The organism is Dolichospermum sp. FACHB-1091 (genome assembly GCF_014697585.1).
Taxonomy (GTDB): domain Bacteria; phylum Cyanobacteriota; class Cyanobacteriia; order Cyanobacteriales; family Nostocaceae; genus Dolichospermum.
Window position 1 is genome coordinate 1 of the sequence record NZ_JACJSB010000021.1, and the last position, 17,586, is coordinate 17,586.

The window sequence follows — 17,586 nt, forward strand, 5'->3', positions numbered from 1 at the left end:
TCTTCAGGCAGCAAGCCTTTCACCTCTCGGCACATCCGGTATTAGCCACCGTTTCCAGTGGTTGTCCCCGACCTGAAGGTAGATTCTTACGCGTTACTCACCCGTCCGCCACTAAATCCCTAAAGATTCCGTTCGACTTGCATGTGTTAAGCATACCGCCAGCGTTCATCCTGAGCCAGGATCAAACTCTCCATTTTGTTTGAGTTTGTTTTCGCTCTGAAACTTATCTCAAGCTTCAGAATCCTCTATAATTATCTTAATGACGAGGATTGGTTTAATCTATTCTTTCAAAGTATTATTTTTTCTCGGTTCAGTTGCCTTGAGTTGTTTCTCTCTCAGCCACTTATCCAATATATCAATGCTGCCGGTTGTTGTCAAGGGTTTTGAAAAACTTTTTTTTTAATCGGGTGAATTTAATTTCTGATTTTGGCTATAAGCTTTATGTGGTAAGGGTTAGACAAATTTTTAAATTAGTCAATCTATGGGATGCTGTCCATAATAGGGTAGAGCCTTAGACCAATGGGGGTGTTTACCTTGCCGCCAATTTAAATAAGCTAATTCCAAAATACTGTTAACAGTGGCAGCTAATTGAGATGTAGCCGAAATTAACTGATAACTGGTCTGCCAATTAGCAAGGGTTTCTTGCCATGCGGCTGAAGTGAATACTGTATCTGGCAACAAGGCCGTAAGACCGGAATTATCAGGGTTTGGTTGATAAATAGCACCAAAAGTCTGTCCCCTTTGTGCTGGCATTTCTACTGCAATTATTGGATATTGGCAATTTTGCGGTAGGGGAGTAGTATTTTTAATTTCAGCCGCAAACCTAGAATGGTTGTGTAAGGTATGTTCTTGCCAAGCTACTGCGGCCAGGGTGGAAATGGTAAATACTGGAATTTTTAACTGTTGTGCTAGTGTACGAGCGGTGACAATACCAATGCGAGTTCCTGTAAAACCACCAGGTCCTTGGCTGACGGCGATAAATTCCAGGTCTGTCCAGGTTCGTGGTTTAATCAGTTCTATCAGGTATTGATGGATATGACTGGATAGGTCACGCCCTAAATTCCAAACTTGAGATTGGGTATGATCTGCAAAGTTGCTAATTGCCAAACCTAGTTCTGGTGTGGTGGTGTGCAATGCTAAAGCGTATTTATTTAGTGGAAATATGGTTGTCAAAGTAAATATATTTTATTTGGGGGTGGAAGCTAAGGTAGCTTTGATTTTGGGCTTTTAATTTAATATTAATGGAGTTTGTCAGAATTGGTGTTACTGATTTCAAATATACTACCTTCCATCCTCATAGGTACAGGAATCAGGCATGAAACGCAGATAAACGCAGATAAACGCAGATAAGTTTATTCCTTATAAGGCTTCTAGGAAAGGGACATTTAATTTTCACCAATGTCTAATTGGAAGCTACTATATTTATCCGTAATTGGATAAATTTTATTTACATCTAAATTGTTTAATACTGAAATAGAAGATACCTAATCACGAAAACTGCAAATGTTGTTATGATTTCAGAAATTAAGTCAAAAAATTTTCACAGGAGGAATTTCCTTTGTCTCGTCGTTATTTATTTACTTCCGAGTCAGTTACAGAGGGTCATCCAGATAAAATCTGTGATCAAATTTCTGATACGATTATTGATGCGCTACTCGCAGAAGACCCTCATAGCCGTGTGGCGGCAGAAGTGGTAGTTAATACTGGTTTGGTGCTAATTACTGGAGAAATTACCACCAAAGCTCATGTTAATTATGTCCATCTTGCTCGGAAAAAAATCGCGGAAATTGGCTATACTGACGCAGATAACGGCTTTTCTGCGAATAGTGCCAGTGTTTTAATAGCATTGGATGAACAATCACCTGATATTGCTCAGGGTGTCAATGTAGCCAAAGAAAGCCGTACAGAAAATAGTGAGGAACTATTTGATAAAATTGGTGCTGGTGATCAAGGTATCATGTTCGGTTTTGCTTGTAACGAAACTCCAGAACTTATGCCTTTACCTATCAGTTTAGCACACCGCATTGCCCGGAGATTGGCAGGAGTTCGCAAAGCTGGTATTCTCCCTTACCTGCGTCCTGACGGTAAAACCCAAGTTACGGTAGTCTATGAGGATGGAAAGCCTGTAGGTATTGATACTATCTTGATTTCTACCCAACATACAGCTACTATTGGGGATATTAGCGATGATGCCGAGGTACATGACAAGATTAAAGCTGACCTGTGGACGGAAGTAGTAGAACCTATATTTGGTGATATTACTATTAAGCCAAGTCAGGAAACCAAGTTTTTGGTTAACCCCACTGGTAAGTTTGTTATTGGTGGACCTCAAGGAGATTCTGGTTTAACAGGACGGAAAATAATCGTTGATACCTACGGTGGTTATTCTCGACACGGAGGCGGTGCTTTTTCCGGTAAAGACCCCACGAAGGTAGATCGTTCTGCTGCTTATGCTGCTCGCTACGTTGCTAAAAATATTGTTGCGGCTGGGTTGGCTCAAAAGTGTGAAGTACAGCTAAGTTATGCCATTGGTGTGGCTCGGCCTGTTAGCATTTTTGTTGATACCTTTGGTACGGGTAAAGTAGATGATGAAATTCTCTTAAACTTAGTTAAAGAGAACTTTGAACTCCGACCAGCGGGAATTATCCATGTGTTCAATTTACGTAACTTACCAAGTGAAAGAGGCGGACGTTTTTATCAGGACGTTGCAGCTTATGGTCATTTGGGAAGAACGGATTTAGATTTACCATGGGAACGCACGGACAAGGTACAGGTGTTAAAGCAAGCTGTAAATTAAGCTTATTTAAGTCTGATTGCTTAAATAGTTAGTGTGATAATAAAAAATTATTTTGAGGCTATGGACAATTTAATTATCCATAGCCCCTTTTTTTAATTCAGGCACAACTCACACAAGTGTCATAATTACTAGGTTGCAATCAGGACTTTATTTCCATATCAGGGAGGGTAACGTAAAAGAATAAAGGATAAATCCCGTACTACAAACAAAATATATTTGCTTTTGTGACACTAGATTAAAATGTGTAAATTTAATTGCCTAAGTTGAACTGGATTTAATTTGTATGATTCTAGCGGGCAAGACTTGTACTGAGCAGTTCGACAAGCTCACTGTAACACTTGTCGTAGTATGCCCGCTACACAACATCTAGTTAGATGAGAATTATCAAATTTAGATGCGTAACAGCTTAGTCCCAGTCGGGAAGAGTAGCTCCATATTCTCCACCAACACCAATTCCTGTGTTATATATACCAGCATCAGTAATAATAATATTATCCATTGATGCTTGATAGACGTTAGAATCGTGAATGGTCGCCCCAGTCAGGTTGGCGTTGTTGAGATTGGCCTGTTTTAGGTTAACATTGGTAACAAAAGCTGATGTTAAATTAGCACCCGCTAAATTTGCTCCCGTCAAGTCAGCACCTTCTAAGTTAGCATTTGTGAGGTTAGCGCCTCGAAGATTTGCGCCCCGTAAGTCAGCACCAATCAAATGAGCGTCGCTAAGGTTGGCCCCTGATAGATTACACTGAATACATTCTCTAGTTAACAAAAGTTTCTGTAAATCTTGTTTGCTTCCAGCTTGAACTGAATTAGCTAGAAACAGGGGAGTTATCAAGGCCATAGCGGCTAAGAGTTGAAGTTTCATAAAGTTTCCCCCTTTATAATGGAGTTATGTCCGTTCTTGTCCTCACGCCATTATTGTCTCACTAATTGGCTGGAAAATGTTGATTTAAATCACAAGCTTGATATTTTTTCACAAATGGGCAAAATCTGGAGTTAGGATATAGAAAATAATTAAACGCAGATAAACGCAGATAAACGCAGATAAACGCAGATAAGTGATCAGGACTAGGAAGTGATGGATTGCTATGAGACATTGGGTAAAAATTAAATGTGCGTAAATAGCAAACCTTTGTGGAGACAACTAATCAATTGTTCCCACAATGTTGTTTACGAGATGTCTATTCAGTAAATACCGAATTTATTCTCTTTCTTCACTGATCACTACTTTACCTCGAAAGACAAAGTAATTGTAGATGTTATAAAACAACATAATCGGAATTAAAAACCCAATAAATGTGATCATAAATACCATTGAACTGGCAGAAGAAGCGGCTTGATAAATGGTAATGGTGGGGGGGATGATGTAGGGAAAGGCAATAAATCCTAAACCAATAAATGTCAGCAAAAATATTAAAGCTGTGTAAATAAACGAGGGAAGCTCCTCCTGGCGGTTTAGGCTTTGCAACAACAAAAAAATCAATAGTATACCCAAGAAAGGAATTATGGCAAAAATATAAACTTGTGGTAAAAAGTGCAATAAAGCTTCCATATAATTTCTGGCTATTGTCGTGTTTCTAGAGGACGACTATCAGGAATATGACTTACGGATTCAGTGGCAATTACTGTTTTGATTTCACCTCTTGGTACTGGTAAATTTGAATCTGGTCTTTTGCGAATAATGCGGCTACCAAAATACATGGCTCAGACAAATAAAACACTGTAGAGAATAGTAATAATAGAGTATTACTTCCAAAATTTTTAACCTTTGAAAGGTTCGACAATAGGTCGTTTGATGATTTTTCTATTTCCGCGTAATTAAGTAGAATTAATGTTATTAATTGTTGGCTATTCATCCGTACAAGGCGAATAATTCAATTGATGTCAATAGCTATTGCAATTTTTTACTATTTATATGATAATGATTATAATTATCATATAAATGCAGTGCGGCTTCCTTCTGTCCTTATTGTTGCAGTTTTTACCGTGCCATGTAAAATACTGTAAGTTTTACCTTTGTCAAGTTTTTAGTTATACAGGTGTTGAGGTCAAGAATGTCTACTAATTTAGTTGTGAAACTGGGAATTCAAATTATTGCGTCTAGTCTGACTATGACCTTGGGAATATGGGGTAGAAATTGCAAAGTTACAGCAGTAGAAATTCCCCAATATAAAGAAAAGGTCTCAAATAAAATTACTCAAAATACATCAGTAGATACTAAAGAAAAAGAAGCTGATATTGAAATAAATATCATTGGAGAACTATTAAATGAACCTGTTTTTTCACCTTTTCGTCAGGAAGGAACAGTGAAAGATTCTACCCGACCAATTTATGTAATTACGGGTGAAGAAATGGAAGCACAAGGTGCAAGAACTGTCAGAGAAGCAATTAAATTTCTTCCTGGTATATTAGGTGATGGTACTGTAGGAACAGAAGTTAACGCTTTAAGTGGTCAACTTATTCGTGGTTCTAATACTGGTCAAGTATTAATATTACTTGATGGTAGACCAATTAATAATGCTGGTAGTGGTGGTTTTGATCTTTCCGAATTTACAACTAATAATATTCAAAGAATTGAAGTATTACCAGGAGGAGGTTCAACTCTTTATGGTTCTGATGCAATTGGGGGAGTAATTAATATTATCACCCGTCGTCCTACAGAGAAAATTACCACAGAGGCAAAAGTCAATATTGGTGCTTATGGACTCAATCAACAGAGTATTCAAAACAGCGGTAAAAAAGGTGATATTTCTTGGGTTGTAGGTTACAACCGTACCCAAGCTGAAAATAATTATCCTTTTTCTATTCCTGAAGCTAATTTTTCAGGAACTCGAAAAAATAATGATGCACTTTATAACAATTTTAATCTCAAATTAGAAGCAGATTTAGGAAAAGGAAATACTCTCAGTTTCTCGACTTTATACTTAAATAAAGAACAAGGAACACCGGGAGGAGTGCCAATTCCTTTTCCAGTCAATGGACAAGGTTTTTTTAATTCACTTACAGATAAAAATCGCAAATACACAGATCAAATTTTAACAGATTTAACCTGGAATTTAAAACTAGGAGGTGGAGATGATTCTTTATTAACAGCAAAAGTTTATGGTGATTTTTTAAACACTCGTTTTGATCCTAGTGGTTCAGTTTCATCTCAAAATCGCTTTCAAACTAACCAAAGTTCCTACGGAATTCAAACTACACATAGTTGGAATTTTGCTAAAAATCAAAGTTTAGTTTATGGCTTTGACTATCGAAATGTCAATGTTAGGAATACTTCTTTTAGTTATTCTACAAATAAAGAAACATTAAATTATGACAATGACATTAATCAAGGAGCATTATTTACCAAATATGAAGTAGTATTAATCCCTAATTTGACCGTAAATGTAGGATTACGTCAAGATTTTAGCAGTTTGGTAAATGGTTCAGTTACCTCTCCTTCTGTGGGAACAAAATATGCTGTTTCTGATTCAACTACCTTAAGAGCAAATTACATTCAGAATTTCCGAGTTCCCACCATTGCTAACTTATTTAATGTCAATCCTAGTAATATTGGCAACCCAGAACTTAAACCAGAAAGAGGTGATAGTTTTGATATTGGTATTGACCAAAAACTTGGTAATATTGGTTTAGCAAGATTAACCTTTTTCAAAAATAATGTATCGGATACAATTGCCTTTAAGAGACTGACACCACCCGTAAATGGTAATACGGGAACTTGGGAAAATATCGGACTAGTGGAAACTACGGGAATTGAGGCCACTTTGAATTTACAAGTTGCTAAAAATATTTATACTTTTGTTAATTACACTGCCAATGATCCGCGCATTTTTAAGAGTTCTAACGCGGCAGAAATTAACAAAGAATTGCGTTTTGCTGGTGCCGATAAATTAAATTTGGGAGTTTCTTATGAAACTCCCCAAGGTTTGTATTTGGGTTTATTAATGAATTCCTTAAATGGATATCCAACTAATAATACAAATACAGAATTTTTATCTGGTTATACCACTTTTGATTTTAAACTGCTTGTACCTTTAAGTGATAAACTAGTAGTTACAGGTAGTGTGGAAAATCTTTTTAATCAGCGTTATCAGTTGTTTCCTGGTTTTCCTGACGGTGGCAGAGGTTTTCAAATTGGTTTGAGTTCTACGTTTTAAGACAAGGAGAGTTTTTTATGGCTGATTTTAATTGTTGGGTAACACCAGTAAATGAAAAAATAATTGAAGCGACTGGGAATAATTGGCAAATTGAATATGAGTTTTTTGATTGTCAAGGTGATGTTCTTGCTTGTTTAGCTTATACTTTATTTCAGCAAAATTGGCATCAAGTTGGTTTGGGACATTTGGAACAAGGTAGTGTTTTGGAACTGGAGTTTCACGAAGCACCTAAAAAGTGTGTTCTCTATGATGGATATTTAACTGTTATTACTAGAGATTGGCATTTTCACTTATGTATTGAGGAAACGCTAGGTGGTCCTAATGCTGAAACCTCTATCGAAGTAAGACAGCAACGTTTGATTAGTAAGGGTGCATTTTATAGACGGATAAATCCCCAAGGAGAACCCAGAAGTTGGGGTATTCAACTTTGGAATGGTGCTGGTGAAAAGGCTATGACAATATTTTTACCTAATCCCTATGTAGAAGATGAAAATTTACTTCCTGAAGGCAAGGCTGATTTTACAAAGTTAGTTTTTTATCAGGAACTTAGAGATATTTATGTATTAGGTAAAAACCCCATTCCTTTTTCTAAAAATCCTCTCAAATGTGGCTATATTGCAGTTTGTACTTCTGGTCGTTGTTATCCTTCTCGAAAATGGCAACCTACTTTTGATGCTTTAAAAGCTGCTGTTGAGAAAGCGGGATTAGATTTGGAAGTGAGAACAAGTGGTTGTTTACAAGTTTGTAAGTTAGGGCCTGTTGTTTATCATTCTACTGATAAAACTTGGTACAGTCGTGTTAAGCCGGAAGTTGCAGAAAGAATTGTACAGGAACATTTACTTGAGGGGAATAAGGTTGTTGAATATATATATCCTTAGTTGGTGTTTTTCTGGGGTCATTTTTTCACACACAGGCACAAAGGGGCAAAGGGAATTAACAATAATATCGAAGATGATTTCTCAAAAGTATAAGGGGATTATTTTTCTATGTCAGTTGTTTTTAGTTGCTATCTTGGTTGTTTCTTGTCAAGGTTCTGAGAATAGTCTGATTGTTAATTCTCCTAACAATGCCTGTGTTCAAAATTATGATTCCAATGTTGATTATTTTCCCAATAAGGTTAAGGTCACTCATGCAAAAGGCTTTGCAGTTGAATATTATAAAAACTACAAAGTCGTAACGATTAAAAATCCTTGGAAAGACGCTAAAACAAGTTTAAAGTATGTTTTAGTTCAATGCGGTACACCAATACCACCAGGGTTTGAGAAATCCCAAGTATTTACTACTCCTGTAAATTCTGTGGTTTCTCTATCTACCACTCATTTACCACATTTTTCTAAGTTAAATGTTGTTGATAAGTTAATCGCTATTAGTGATATCAAACAAGTAACTACACCAGATTTTATTGACAAAATTAAGGCTGGTAAGTTGGTATCTGTTGGGAATAATTCTACTGTGAATGTGGAGAAAATTTTAGAAATTAATCCTGAATTAATTACCACGTTTGGCACTGGAAATCAAGAAACTGATAGTTTTCCTAAGTTACTAGAAGCTGGTTTGAAAGTGGCAATAAATTCTGAGTATATGGAGGATACACCATTGGGAAGAAGTGAATGGTTGAAGTTTACTGCTTTATTTTTTAACAAGGAAAAAGAGTCGGAAAAAATCTTTGCTACAATTGCTAAGAAATACGAAGATATCGCTGTTAAAGCCAGAAGGGTTAAAAATCGTCCAACTGTGTTTGTAGGTTTCAATTTTAAGGGAACTTGGTACACGCCAGGTGGTAATAGTTATGTAGCCAAATATCTCGCTGACGCAGGTGCAAATTATCTCTGGAGTCAAGATCAATCTTCTGGTAGTTTACCTATATCTTTTGAAACTGTTTTTGAACGTGCTGTTAATGCTGATTATTGGTTGAATCTTAGACAATCTTGGCAAACTTTAAAAGATGTGATTACGGAAGATAATCGCTATGGTGATTATAAGGCTTTCAAAATAGGAAACCTTTATAATAATAATGCTCGTGTTAATGCTAATGGTGGTAATGATTACTGGCAAGGTGGAATTAGTAATCCAGATGTAGTTTTATCGGATTTGATCAAAATATTTCATCCTGAAATATTAAAAAATCATCAGTTTTTTTATTACCGGAAACTTAGTCAATAATGTTAATTACAAAACCTCAACTATCAAATTCTTTATTACACCAAAAACCTGCAACTCGAATCAAGGCTCTAGTTTTTTCAATTTTACTGCTAGGTTTGGTTTTGGCGTTTTTACTAGATTTAGCCTTAGGTGCTGTGGATATTCCTATTAATCAGGTAATTACAATTTTACTCGGACAAGAAGCAGAAAAAACAACATGGACAAGTATTATTTTCAAGTTTCGTTTACCTAAAGCCTTAACTGCAATTTTAGCTGGTGCAGCTTTAGGTGTCAGTGGTTTACAAATGCAAACTCTATTTAAAAATCCTTTAGCTGGACCGTTTGTATTAGGAATAAGTTCCGGCGCTAGTTTAGGAGTAGCGTTAGTTTTGTTGACAGCAAGTGTGACTGCACCAACATTATTAAATGATTTAGGAATAATTGGTGATTTTAGTTTAGTTACCGCTGCAAGTTTTGGTGCAGCATCAGTATTAGGGTTAATGTTAGTTGTTTCTCGTCGTGTACAAGATACAATGACACTGTTGATTTTAGGTTTATTATTTGGATATGCAACAAGTGCAATGGTAAGTATTTTATTGCAATTTAGCTCAAAAGAACGGATTCAAAGTTATATAATGTGGACTTTTGGTAGTTTTACAGGGGTAACTTGGCAACAATTAGCTATTTTAACTCCAGTTATTGGTGTAGGGTTATTAATTGCCATGCTGCAATCAAAATCTTTAAATGCACTTCTATTAGGTGAATCTTATGCACGCAGTTTAGGGTTAACAGTAGAAAAAACCAGATTTTCTGTAATTAGCAGTGCTGCTATATTAGCAGGAGCGATTACTGCTTTTTGTGGACCAATAGCATTTTTAGGTGTAGCAGTTCCTCACCTTTGTCGTAGTCTTTTTAACACTTCTGATCATCGGATATTAATCCCTAGTGTCATAATTATGGGGGCAATTTTAGCTTTATTTGCTGATTTGTTTTCCCAACTTTTAATCAGTCAAATGGTTTTACCTTTAAATGCTATTACAGCTTTAATGGGAACTCCTGTTGTTACTTGGGTAATTCTACAACGTAATTCCAAAAAATCTTTTACTTCATGAATACCTCAATTCTGACAACTCACAATTTGACTATTGGTTATAAGACTTCCCAAAAAACTATTCGCAATGTTGCATCTAATATTTGTGTATCTTTGCAAACTGGAGAATTAGTTTGTCTACTTGGTCCTAATGGTGCTGGTAAGTCTACTTTATTAAGAACTCTGGCGGGAATGCAACCACCAATTGCCGGAGAAGTTAAACTTTTAGAAGATAATATTTATCAGTTACCACCACAACAATTAGCCAAACGTTTAAGTTTAGTATTGACTGAAAAAATTGATGTGGGAATGTTATCGGCTTATAGTTTGGTGACTATGGGAAGATATCCTTATACTGACTGGTGGGGAAGGTTATCATCTGAAGATGAAAATATTATTAATTGGGCAATAAAATCAGTGGGAGCAGTAAATTTAGCCCAACGTAATGTTAGTGAATTAAGTGATGGTGAACGACAGAAAATTATGATTGCTCGCGCTTTGGCTCAGTCACCTATTGTTATGTTATTGGATGAACCAACAGCTTTTTTAGATTTACCACGTCGGGTAGAAATTATGCAATTGTTACGTCAATTAGCCAGGGATACAAATCAAGCAATTCTCCTTTCTACCCATGATTTGGATTTAGCTTTACGTCTTGCTGATAAAATTTGGCTGTTAGGAAATAATGGTATTCTACAGGTTGGCGCACCGGAAGATTTGATATTAAATGGTATATTTACTGATACTTTCCGCAGTGAAGGTGTGGAATTTGATGTCTTTTCTGGGGAATTTCATCTGCATACACCATACAAGAGGGAAGTTAAGTTAATAGGTGAGGGTGTTGCTGCTATTTGGACAATTCGCGCTTTAAAAAGAGTTGGATTTATAGTTCTACAAGGTGGTAAGTCTACACAAATCACAGTAAAAGTTATTTCTAAATCTGAACAAGTTTTTTGGCAAATTAGCAATAATCAGACTGTATCTACACACTATTCGGTGTATGAAGTAATTAAATTTTTGAACATCATCAGATAAATCATGAATGGGAGATGTAAATCTCCCACTTCTTTAACAAATTGTCTTTTGATTAAATTAGGTAACTGGTATTTGGCACAATGGGAAATATTGCATATTCATACCAAGCTGTCCAGATAAAACTCCGAATCCAGCGTTGACGTTTTTCCGAACTTAATTCATACTCAAATGTACCAGAAGATTGATCAATGGAAGATAGATGAGAGTTACAACCACAGCCATGTTGATAGGTAAAACCGTATTTGGAGGCGATACTTTGTACTTTCATTTGCATAGCAAATACCTTACCTGCGTGTAGGATAGCATCCCAAGGACGTTTATGTTCTATATCTCGTTGATCAAATCTTAAAGCTCTTTCTTCAAATACATGATCTCGATAAATTGGCGCTAAATGGACATGATAAAAACTGGCTGGTAAATCATAACCAAATTCCTGGAAAAGTTCTAGTCCAATACGCGCTACTTTGATTTCGTCACTGTATTCACAACCTTTTGATTCCAAATTACTTAAAACTTCTCCAAAGTTCGGATAATTATGAACCATAAAGTCATGACCATAAAATTCTAGGGTTTCCCGTGCCATTTGCCCAAATAGCTCAGAAAATGAGGGTTTTAAATGGAATAATTGGGAACGTTCATTAAACAAGTCAACATCACCATATTGCAGTTTATATTGAAACAACTGCGCCATTTCTACATAGATTTTTGGGTCACTGAGTTTAACATTTGCCCTACCTTTAGCGATATCTTGCCACACAGAAGGTAGTTGAGAAAGGGTCACGGCATTTTCACCAACAATGACTGCAATAGTAGGGACTTCTTGAAGCTGCATATCCAATTTCCACAGAGATTTTAATTAACTAATTTACTATAATCCTCTTTTTGGTTCATTAACAGAATTTAAAAATATTTGACAGACTGTCAAAAGACAGTCCATTTCTAATTAAGTTGGTTTGACGCAAAAAACCAACATTTTTAGAACTTTTTTGGGTTGCTTCTTTTCAGGCGTAGAAGTTGATTTATCAAGTTTACTGTTCCTGCGAGGACAGAAACTAAAACCCCGATCAACGCGAAAATGTCCGTAACTTCTTCGAGATTCATATGTTCCCATACAGAAGGTAGTTGAGAAAGGGTCACGGCATTTTCACCAACAATGACTGCAGTCATGACTGCAACAATGACTGCAATAGTAGGGACTTTTTGAAGCTGCATATCCAATTTCCACAGAGATTTTAATTAACTAATTTACTATAATCCTCTTTTTGGTTCATTAACAGAATTTAAAAATGTTTGACAGACTGTCTTTTGACATTCCATTTCTAATTAGGTTGGTTTGACGCAAAAAACCAACATTTTTAGAACTTTGTTGGGTTGCGCTGTCGCTTAACCCAACCTACAATAGGTTACGGTAAACTCCATTTTCAAACGTCCTTTAGTATCTGTTTTCGGAGTCGTTCTATAATTATTCCCTCTTCAGGAGATAGCTCATTAAACAACATTTCATATATTAATGGTACACCCAATTCTAATTCTTTTAAAAGTGTCCTTTGGCTAAATACATCTTCTGGTTTTCCTTCTAACATCAATTGTCCTTTATCCATGACAAAAACCCAATCAGCCCAGCGATAGACTAAATCTAAATCGTGGGTGGCCATTAATAAAGTCTGACCATGTTGATGAATTTTTTTGAGAGTTTTCATCAAATTACGAGTATGTTTAATATCTAAATATGCCGTTGGCTCATCTAATATTAAAAGTTGCGGTTTTAGTACCATAATATCAGCAATAGAAACTCTTTTTTTCTGCCCTAAACTGAGATGATGTACTGGTGTTTCTGCTAAATTGGTTAATTCAAATTCATCCAATATTTGTTCTACTCGCTGTTTAATTTCTGCTGTGGGTAAACCTAAATTACACAAACCATAAGATATATCCTCTTCAACTGTAGAAGCTACTAATTGTTGTTCAGGATCTTGAAATACTAAACCGACTTTTTGCCTAATTTGACTGAGATATTGCCGATTATAAATTAATGGTTCACCACACCATTTAACAACTCCAGAATTGGGTTTATATAGTCCGTTAGCTAATAAGAAAAGTGTAGTTTTACCACAACCATTTTGACCAATTAAGGCACACTTTTTCCCTGAAGGAATCCTCATATTTAAACCATTTAAAGCTGGTTGCTGTAGCCTTTCTGAACCGGGATAGGTGTAATATACCTGCTCAAATTCGAGTAAATATTCCTGCATTTTGGCAAATTTCTAATCCTATTAATATTACACAGCCACAAATTGCTTCTATAGTATATCGTGGAGATAAACGATAACGACGGGGATGCCAAAATCGCAGTTCTCCTGCGAAACCTCGTGCTTGCAGTCCCAGGGAAAATTGACTATATTGTTGTAGAGTTCGCTGCAATAATTGTCCGATTAATAATGCTAAACTTTTCATGCTAGTATGCCAATTGCGGTAGCCATTACGAGAATTTTGTGCTGTCCATAATTCATTGGCTGTTTTTAGCAAAATGAAAATAAACCGATACATTAGTAATAACAAATCAGTTAAAAGCACTGGAAATTTCAACCAACGTAAAGTTTGCAAAATTTCTGTGAATGGGACAGTTAACATGAGAAAATATAAGCAAGAAACAGAGGCTAATGCTCTGGTTAAAATTCCCCATGCTTGAATGCTGCCACTCCGACTAATATAAATATAGAAGTTTCCAAAATTTAACCCGTAAAATGAATCTAATTTGACAATTTCTAGATGAGAAATTGTAACTCCATTGACCATTAATGCTGGTAAACTTGTCAAACAAAAAACTATGGTGAATATTAACAAGCGCCAATAAATTCCAGCGGGAATTTTGGCATAAATTACTGTCCAAATACTCATCCAAATTACTATCAAAATTTGCACTAAAGGATGACTACAAAGAGAAATAATCAGAGTGGTAAATGCAAAAATGAGTTTATGTTCTGGTGGTAATTTTCGCAGTTGATTAGTGTAAGCTAGGGTATCTAATTTTAAAGTCATTCTTAACTTCTTTCTCGTTTTGAACGTCCTTTATATACACCAATTGCGTAACCAACTACTCCCGCACCTAAAGCTGCTTGAGACGCAAATAATAAACTGGCTATTTCCCCACTAGCTGGTGTAAATGGTGATTGAAACCAAGGTTTATATTCAGGTTGTATTTCTGTAATAGCGGCTTTAGCTTTGTCATCAGAACCGCCAAACTTTCCATGGGGTACAAATATTAATGGTGCAACTCCTAAAGCCAAAACTGCTAATATTAAAAACCAGTTATTTAAACTTTGATTAGATTGATTCATTACTGTGATTTCTTCCCTTGATTAATTGCAAAAGTTCTAATTCTTGAGGATTATAAGATTGTAACCAGTTCCAAACTAAGACAGTTAGTAATCCTTCACTAATTGCTAAGGGTACTTGAGTAAGGGCAAAAATTCCCGCGAATTTGGCAAATGAAGCGATAAATCCACCGACTGGTGCAGGAAAAGCCAAAGCAAGTTGGATAGAAGTGATAATATAGGTGAGTAAATCTGCCAAAGTTGCTGCTAAAAAGATGGCGATTTTTTGTTTACCAGTCAGCCCCATTGTGGTATTATATATCCAGTAAGCTGCATAGGGTCCAGCGATCGCCATGGAAAAGGCATTTGCACCAAGTGTGGTTAAACCACCATGGGCCAGTAATAAGGCTTGAAATAACAATACCAAGCTACCCAAAACTGTCATAGTCAGAGGTCCAAACAGCACCGCACCTAATCCCGTGCCTGTGGGGTGAGAACAGCTACCAGTAACAGAAGGAATTTTCAAGGCTGACAAGACAAAGGTAAAAGCACCAGCTAAACCTAATAAGAGTTTCAATTCGGGGTTAGCTTGGGTAATGCGAGTTAGACTACGCAATCCTAAAATGAAAAATGGTAATGTTACAACCCACCAAAAAATTGCCCACTGCACTGGTAAAAAACCTTCCATAATGTGCATTGCGTAAGCAGGTTTGGGAAAACCAACTACCAAGTAAAAACTAATAACAGCCATTAGGGTGAGACTAACTAATGCCTGTTTTTTTCTGGACATAATCTGTACCTCGCAGATTCATATAAGCGTAATTCTATCGGTGGGCATTCTGACTTACCATGTTTCGGCTCACAGTTGCGGGACAGTGCCGGACTTGCACCAGACTTTCCCCCTTACGTCCAATAGTGCAGCGAGGTGTTAGCCATTGGCTGCTCCCCATCAGAACCGATGGTAACAACTATATCATTATTCCCAATAGAACTTAAATTCTCAATACAACTTAGACAAAATCCGGGTGCTTTGTCACCCCAAATTTTCATCGCCAGGGTGCAAGATATAAGATAAGTTTTATAGAGTGGAAAATTAAAAAAAATGTCTAACAACCGTTCTGGAATTTTTATTGGCGGTTTGATGATAGGGGCTGCTATCGGTACTTTAGCCGGTTTGCTGGTTGCTCCCCGCACAGGCCGCGAAACCCGTAAACTTCTCAAAAAATCCGCTCATGCTATCCCTGAATTAGCTGAAGATATATCTACCAGTGTACAAATTCAGGCAGATCGTATTTCTACTAACACCCTGCAAAACTGGGATGAAACTGTAGATAGACTGCGGGAAGCGATCGCTGTGGGTATAGATGCTACTCAGCGCGAAATCCAAGGTTTAAATCAGAAGAATACTGTTAATGTCAGCAGCATCGCAGACGACACCGATAATTTGACTCAAAAACTAGAACGTTTATAAATGAGATAACAGTGATTGATCCTTTATTTTGGTTGGGACTATCTATCCTCTTGGTTGCTGCTAGTCTCACGGCTGTTCTGGTGGCATCTATACCCGCTTTGCAGGAGTTAGCCCGTGCCGCCCGCAGTGCCGAAAAATTCTTTGATACTCTTTCACGGGAGTTACCACCTACTCTTAATGCTATCCGCAACACCAGCTTAGAAATAACAGATTTAACTGATGATGTTAGTGAAGGTGTAAAAAGCGCTGGTCAAGTTGTCAAACAATTTGACCAAAGCCTAAATAGTGCCAAAAAACAAGCAGAAAATATTCAAGTTGGCACTCGTAGTGTTTTAATTGGTATTAAAGCTGCTTTGATAAGTTTAAATCGGAAAAGACCTGCTAAAAGAAGTGCTAGAACCCTAACTAATCAATGATAAATTACCAATAACCCAATAACATGACAGTTATCTCCAGTCTCTAATTTCTCAATCAGGTTTTGTTGATCTATCTAACTAATATTAGAGTAAAGTAAAGAAGTGTAAAGAAGTATCACTTTTACGTGACTCTTTGCAAAGCACTTGTTACATCATCCTGTTAATAATAGTATAAAAACGTTCATGCACCTGTGTTCTTGGCGACGAATTTTAGTATCAATTGCCTTATTTTGCTTTGCTGGGTCAATCTGGGCAATTAATTCTCCATCAGCCCTAGCTTATGAAAATCCCGATTTATTACCGGGTTTTGTCACACCAGTAGTAGATTTAGCAAAAACTCTCCCTGACCCCCAAGAAGAAAAATTAGTTAAAGAATTAGACCAGTTTGAAGCTGATACTGGTTGGAAGTTGCGCGTTTTAACCCAGTATGACCGCACCCCAGGTAGAGCAGTAATTAAATATTGGGGATTAGATGATAAAAGTATTCTCCTAGTCGCAGATGCCCGTGGTGGTAATATTCTTAGCTTTAGCGTGGGTGATGCAGTTTATCAATTCCTACCGCGCACCTTCTGGATTGAACTACAAACCCGCTTTGGTAACTTATACTTTGTCCGTGAACAAGGAGAAGATCAAGCCATTCTCCAGTCCTTAGATTCAGTTAAAGGTTGCTTACTTAAAGGCGGTTGTAATGTAGTTCCTGGACTCCCTAGAGAACAATGGATACTCACCCTTGTCACCTCCGCTGTGGGTGGAATTATTTGCGGTTTTGCCGCTCAACCCCGCAACGATAAACAAATACTGGCTTGGCAATGGGCGTTAATTTTTTCACCCTTATGGGGAATGTTATTTATTGCCTTCGGGATTGCTCCAGTTATTACCCGTACAAGTGACTGGTTGCCTCTAGTTCGCAATATTTCCGCTTTTGCTATTGGTGCTTTAGTGGCTTATTTATCCCCTGTTTTTAGTCGGCCTTCTTCGGGGGCTGAATCTTAGAGGATGTTTTAAAAGTTGACGGCGATTATAAATCGCTACTACATACATAAAGTCCACCTAAGTGGACTTACAAATTGAAGTGTGGAAAGTTCAGATATACCAACAGGACTTACGCAACTGGAACAAGCGATTCCTAGGTCGCGCCTCGCTATCCCCAAGCTCTCTCGAATT

At 36.9% G+C, this 17,586-nt stretch carries 18 protein-coding genes, 1 rRNA gene, 1 pseudogene and 1 riboswitch; of the genes and pseudogenes, 9 read left to right on the forward strand and 11 right to left on the reverse strand.

Annotation, left to right across the window (positions count from 1 at the left end; all coding sequences use genetic code 11):
- Positions 1–197: ribosomal RNA gene (locus H6G25_RS14125) — 16S ribosomal RNA — on the reverse strand; the annotation flags it as partial.
- A gap of 277 nt (positions 198–474) precedes the next feature.
- Positions 475–1,173, reverse strand: a complete 699-nt coding sequence (tsaB, locus tag H6G25_RS14130; protein ID WP_199319763.1) for a tRNA (adenosine(37)-N6)-threonylcarbamoyltransferase complex dimerization subunit type 1 TsaB — start codon at positions 1,171–1,173, stop codon at positions 475–477.
- Between the two features lie 385 nt (positions 1,174–1,558).
- Between tsaB and metK the strand changes: the two genes are divergently transcribed.
- A complete protein-coding gene (gene metK, locus H6G25_RS14135) occupies positions 1,559–2,797 on the forward strand; it encodes a methionine adenosyltransferase (protein WP_190393025.1) in 1,239 nt (412 codons plus the stop codon).
- 406 nt (positions 2,798–3,203) lie between these two features.
- On the opposite strand, the gene H6G25_RS14140 is transcribed toward metK, so the two are convergent.
- From H6G25_RS14140 to H6G25_RS14150, 3 genes and pseudogenes are all read right to left on the reverse strand, one after another.
- Positions 3,204–3,662, reverse strand: a complete 459-nt coding sequence (locus H6G25_RS14140) for a pentapeptide repeat-containing protein (protein WP_190393026.1) — start codon at positions 3,660–3,662, stop codon at positions 3,204–3,206.
- 336 nt (positions 3,663–3,998) lie between these two features.
- A pseudogene (locus H6G25_RS14145) lies at positions 3,999–4,325 on the reverse strand (cytochrome d ubiquinol oxidase subunit II); the annotation flags it as partial.
- 35 nt (positions 4,326–4,360) lie between these two features.
- Positions 4,361–4,498 carry a hypothetical protein gene (locus tag H6G25_RS14150; RefSeq protein ID WP_190393027.1) on the reverse strand — a complete coding sequence of 46 codons (138 nt, stop codon included), beginning with the start codon at positions 4,496–4,498 and terminating at the stop codon, positions 4,361–4,363.
- Positions 4,499–4,851: 353 nt separating this feature from the next.
- On the opposite strand from H6G25_RS14150, the gene H6G25_RS14155 reads away from it, so the two are divergent.
- From H6G25_RS14155 to H6G25_RS14175, 5 genes are all read left to right on the forward strand, one after another.
- Positions 4,852–6,954, forward strand: a complete 2,103-nt coding sequence (locus H6G25_RS14155) for a TonB-dependent receptor (RefSeq protein ID WP_190393028.1) — start codon at positions 4,852–4,854, stop codon at positions 6,952–6,954.
- A gap of 17 nt (positions 6,955–6,971) precedes the next feature.
- A complete protein-coding gene (locus H6G25_RS14160) occupies positions 6,972–7,832 on the forward strand; it encodes a (2Fe-2S) ferredoxin domain-containing protein (RefSeq protein WP_190393029.1) in 861 nt (286 codons plus the stop codon).
- A 73-nt stretch (positions 7,833–7,905) separates the two neighbouring features.
- The gene (locus H6G25_RS14165; RefSeq protein WP_190393030.1) at positions 7,906–9,117 is read left to right on the forward strand and encodes an ABC transporter substrate-binding protein; all 1,212 of its coding nucleotides are present in this window, start codon (positions 7,906–7,908) and stop codon (positions 9,115–9,117) included.
- The gene (locus H6G25_RS14170; protein WP_190393031.1) at positions 9,117–10,208 is read left to right on the forward strand and encodes an iron ABC transporter permease; all 1,092 of its coding nucleotides are present in this window, start codon (positions 9,117–9,119) and stop codon (positions 10,206–10,208) included. The genes H6G25_RS14165 and H6G25_RS14170 overlap by 1 nt, the downstream gene beginning before the upstream one ends.
- Positions 10,205–11,221 (forward strand): ABC transporter ATP-binding protein, encoded by a 1,017-nt coding sequence (locus H6G25_RS14175; RefSeq protein ID WP_190393032.1) that lies wholly within the window; start codon positions 10,205–10,207, stop codon positions 11,219–11,221. The genes H6G25_RS14170 and H6G25_RS14175 overlap by 4 nt, the downstream gene beginning before the upstream one ends.
- A gap of 52 nt (positions 11,222–11,273) precedes the next feature.
- Here H6G25_RS14175 and H6G25_RS14180 read toward each other — a convergent pair whose 3' ends face one another.
- The 6 genes from H6G25_RS14180 to H6G25_RS14205 all read right to left on the reverse strand — a co-directional run bounded on the left by H6G25_RS14180 (position 11,274) and on the right by H6G25_RS14205 (position 15,325).
- Positions 11,274–12,053, reverse strand: a complete 780-nt coding sequence (locus tag H6G25_RS14180; RefSeq protein WP_190393033.1) for a hypothetical protein — start codon at positions 12,051–12,053, stop codon at positions 11,274–11,276.
- 143 nt (positions 12,054–12,196) lie between these two features.
- On the reverse strand, positions 12,197–12,433 hold the full coding sequence (locus tag H6G25_RS14185) for a hypothetical protein (protein ID WP_190393034.1): 237 nt from the start codon (positions 12,431–12,433) through the stop codon (positions 12,197–12,199).
- 209 nt (positions 12,434–12,642) lie between these two features.
- A complete protein-coding gene (locus H6G25_RS14190; RefSeq protein ID WP_190393035.1) occupies positions 12,643–13,473 on the reverse strand; it encodes an ABC transporter ATP-binding protein in 831 nt (276 codons plus the stop codon).
- Positions 13,448–14,260 (reverse strand): cobalt ECF transporter T component CbiQ, encoded by an 813-nt coding sequence (gene cbiQ / locus H6G25_RS14195; RefSeq protein WP_190393036.1) that lies wholly within the window; start codon positions 14,258–14,260, stop codon positions 13,448–13,450. Before cbiQ ends, H6G25_RS14190 begins: the two co-directional genes overlap by 26 nt.
- A 2-nt stretch (positions 14,261–14,262) precedes the next feature.
- Entirely contained in the window at positions 14,263–14,559 is a 297-nt protein-coding gene (locus H6G25_RS14200) for an energy-coupling factor ABC transporter substrate-binding protein (protein WP_028084892.1), read from the reverse strand.
- The gene (locus H6G25_RS14205; RefSeq protein ID WP_190393037.1) at positions 14,546–15,325 is read right to left on the reverse strand and encodes an energy-coupling factor ABC transporter permease; all 780 of its coding nucleotides are present in this window, start codon (positions 15,323–15,325) and stop codon (positions 14,546–14,548) included. The genes H6G25_RS14200 and H6G25_RS14205 overlap by 14 nt, the downstream gene beginning before the upstream one ends.
- Before the next feature lie 21 nt (positions 15,326–15,346).
- Positions 15,347–15,510: riboswitch (cobalamin riboswitch) on the reverse strand.
- Between the two features lie 127 nt (positions 15,511–15,637).
- Between H6G25_RS14205 and H6G25_RS14210 the strand changes: the two genes are divergently transcribed.
- The 3 genes from H6G25_RS14210 (at position 15,638) to H6G25_RS14220 (ending at position 17,415) form a co-directional block, all read left to right on the forward strand.
- The gene (locus H6G25_RS14210) at positions 15,638–16,006 is read left to right on the forward strand and encodes a YtxH domain-containing protein (RefSeq protein WP_028090053.1); all 369 of its coding nucleotides are present in this window, start codon (positions 15,638–15,640) and stop codon (positions 16,004–16,006) included.
- Positions 16,007–16,017: 11 nt separating this feature from the next.
- On the forward strand, positions 16,018–16,422 hold the full coding sequence (locus H6G25_RS14215; protein WP_190393038.1) for a hypothetical protein: 405 nt from the start codon (positions 16,018–16,020) through the stop codon (positions 16,420–16,422).
- A gap of 183 nt (positions 16,423–16,605) precedes the next feature.
- A complete protein-coding gene (locus H6G25_RS14220; protein ID WP_190393039.1) occupies positions 16,606–17,415 on the forward strand; it encodes a TPM domain-containing protein in 810 nt (269 codons plus the stop codon).
- Positions 17,416–17,586 lie beyond the last annotated feature (171 nt).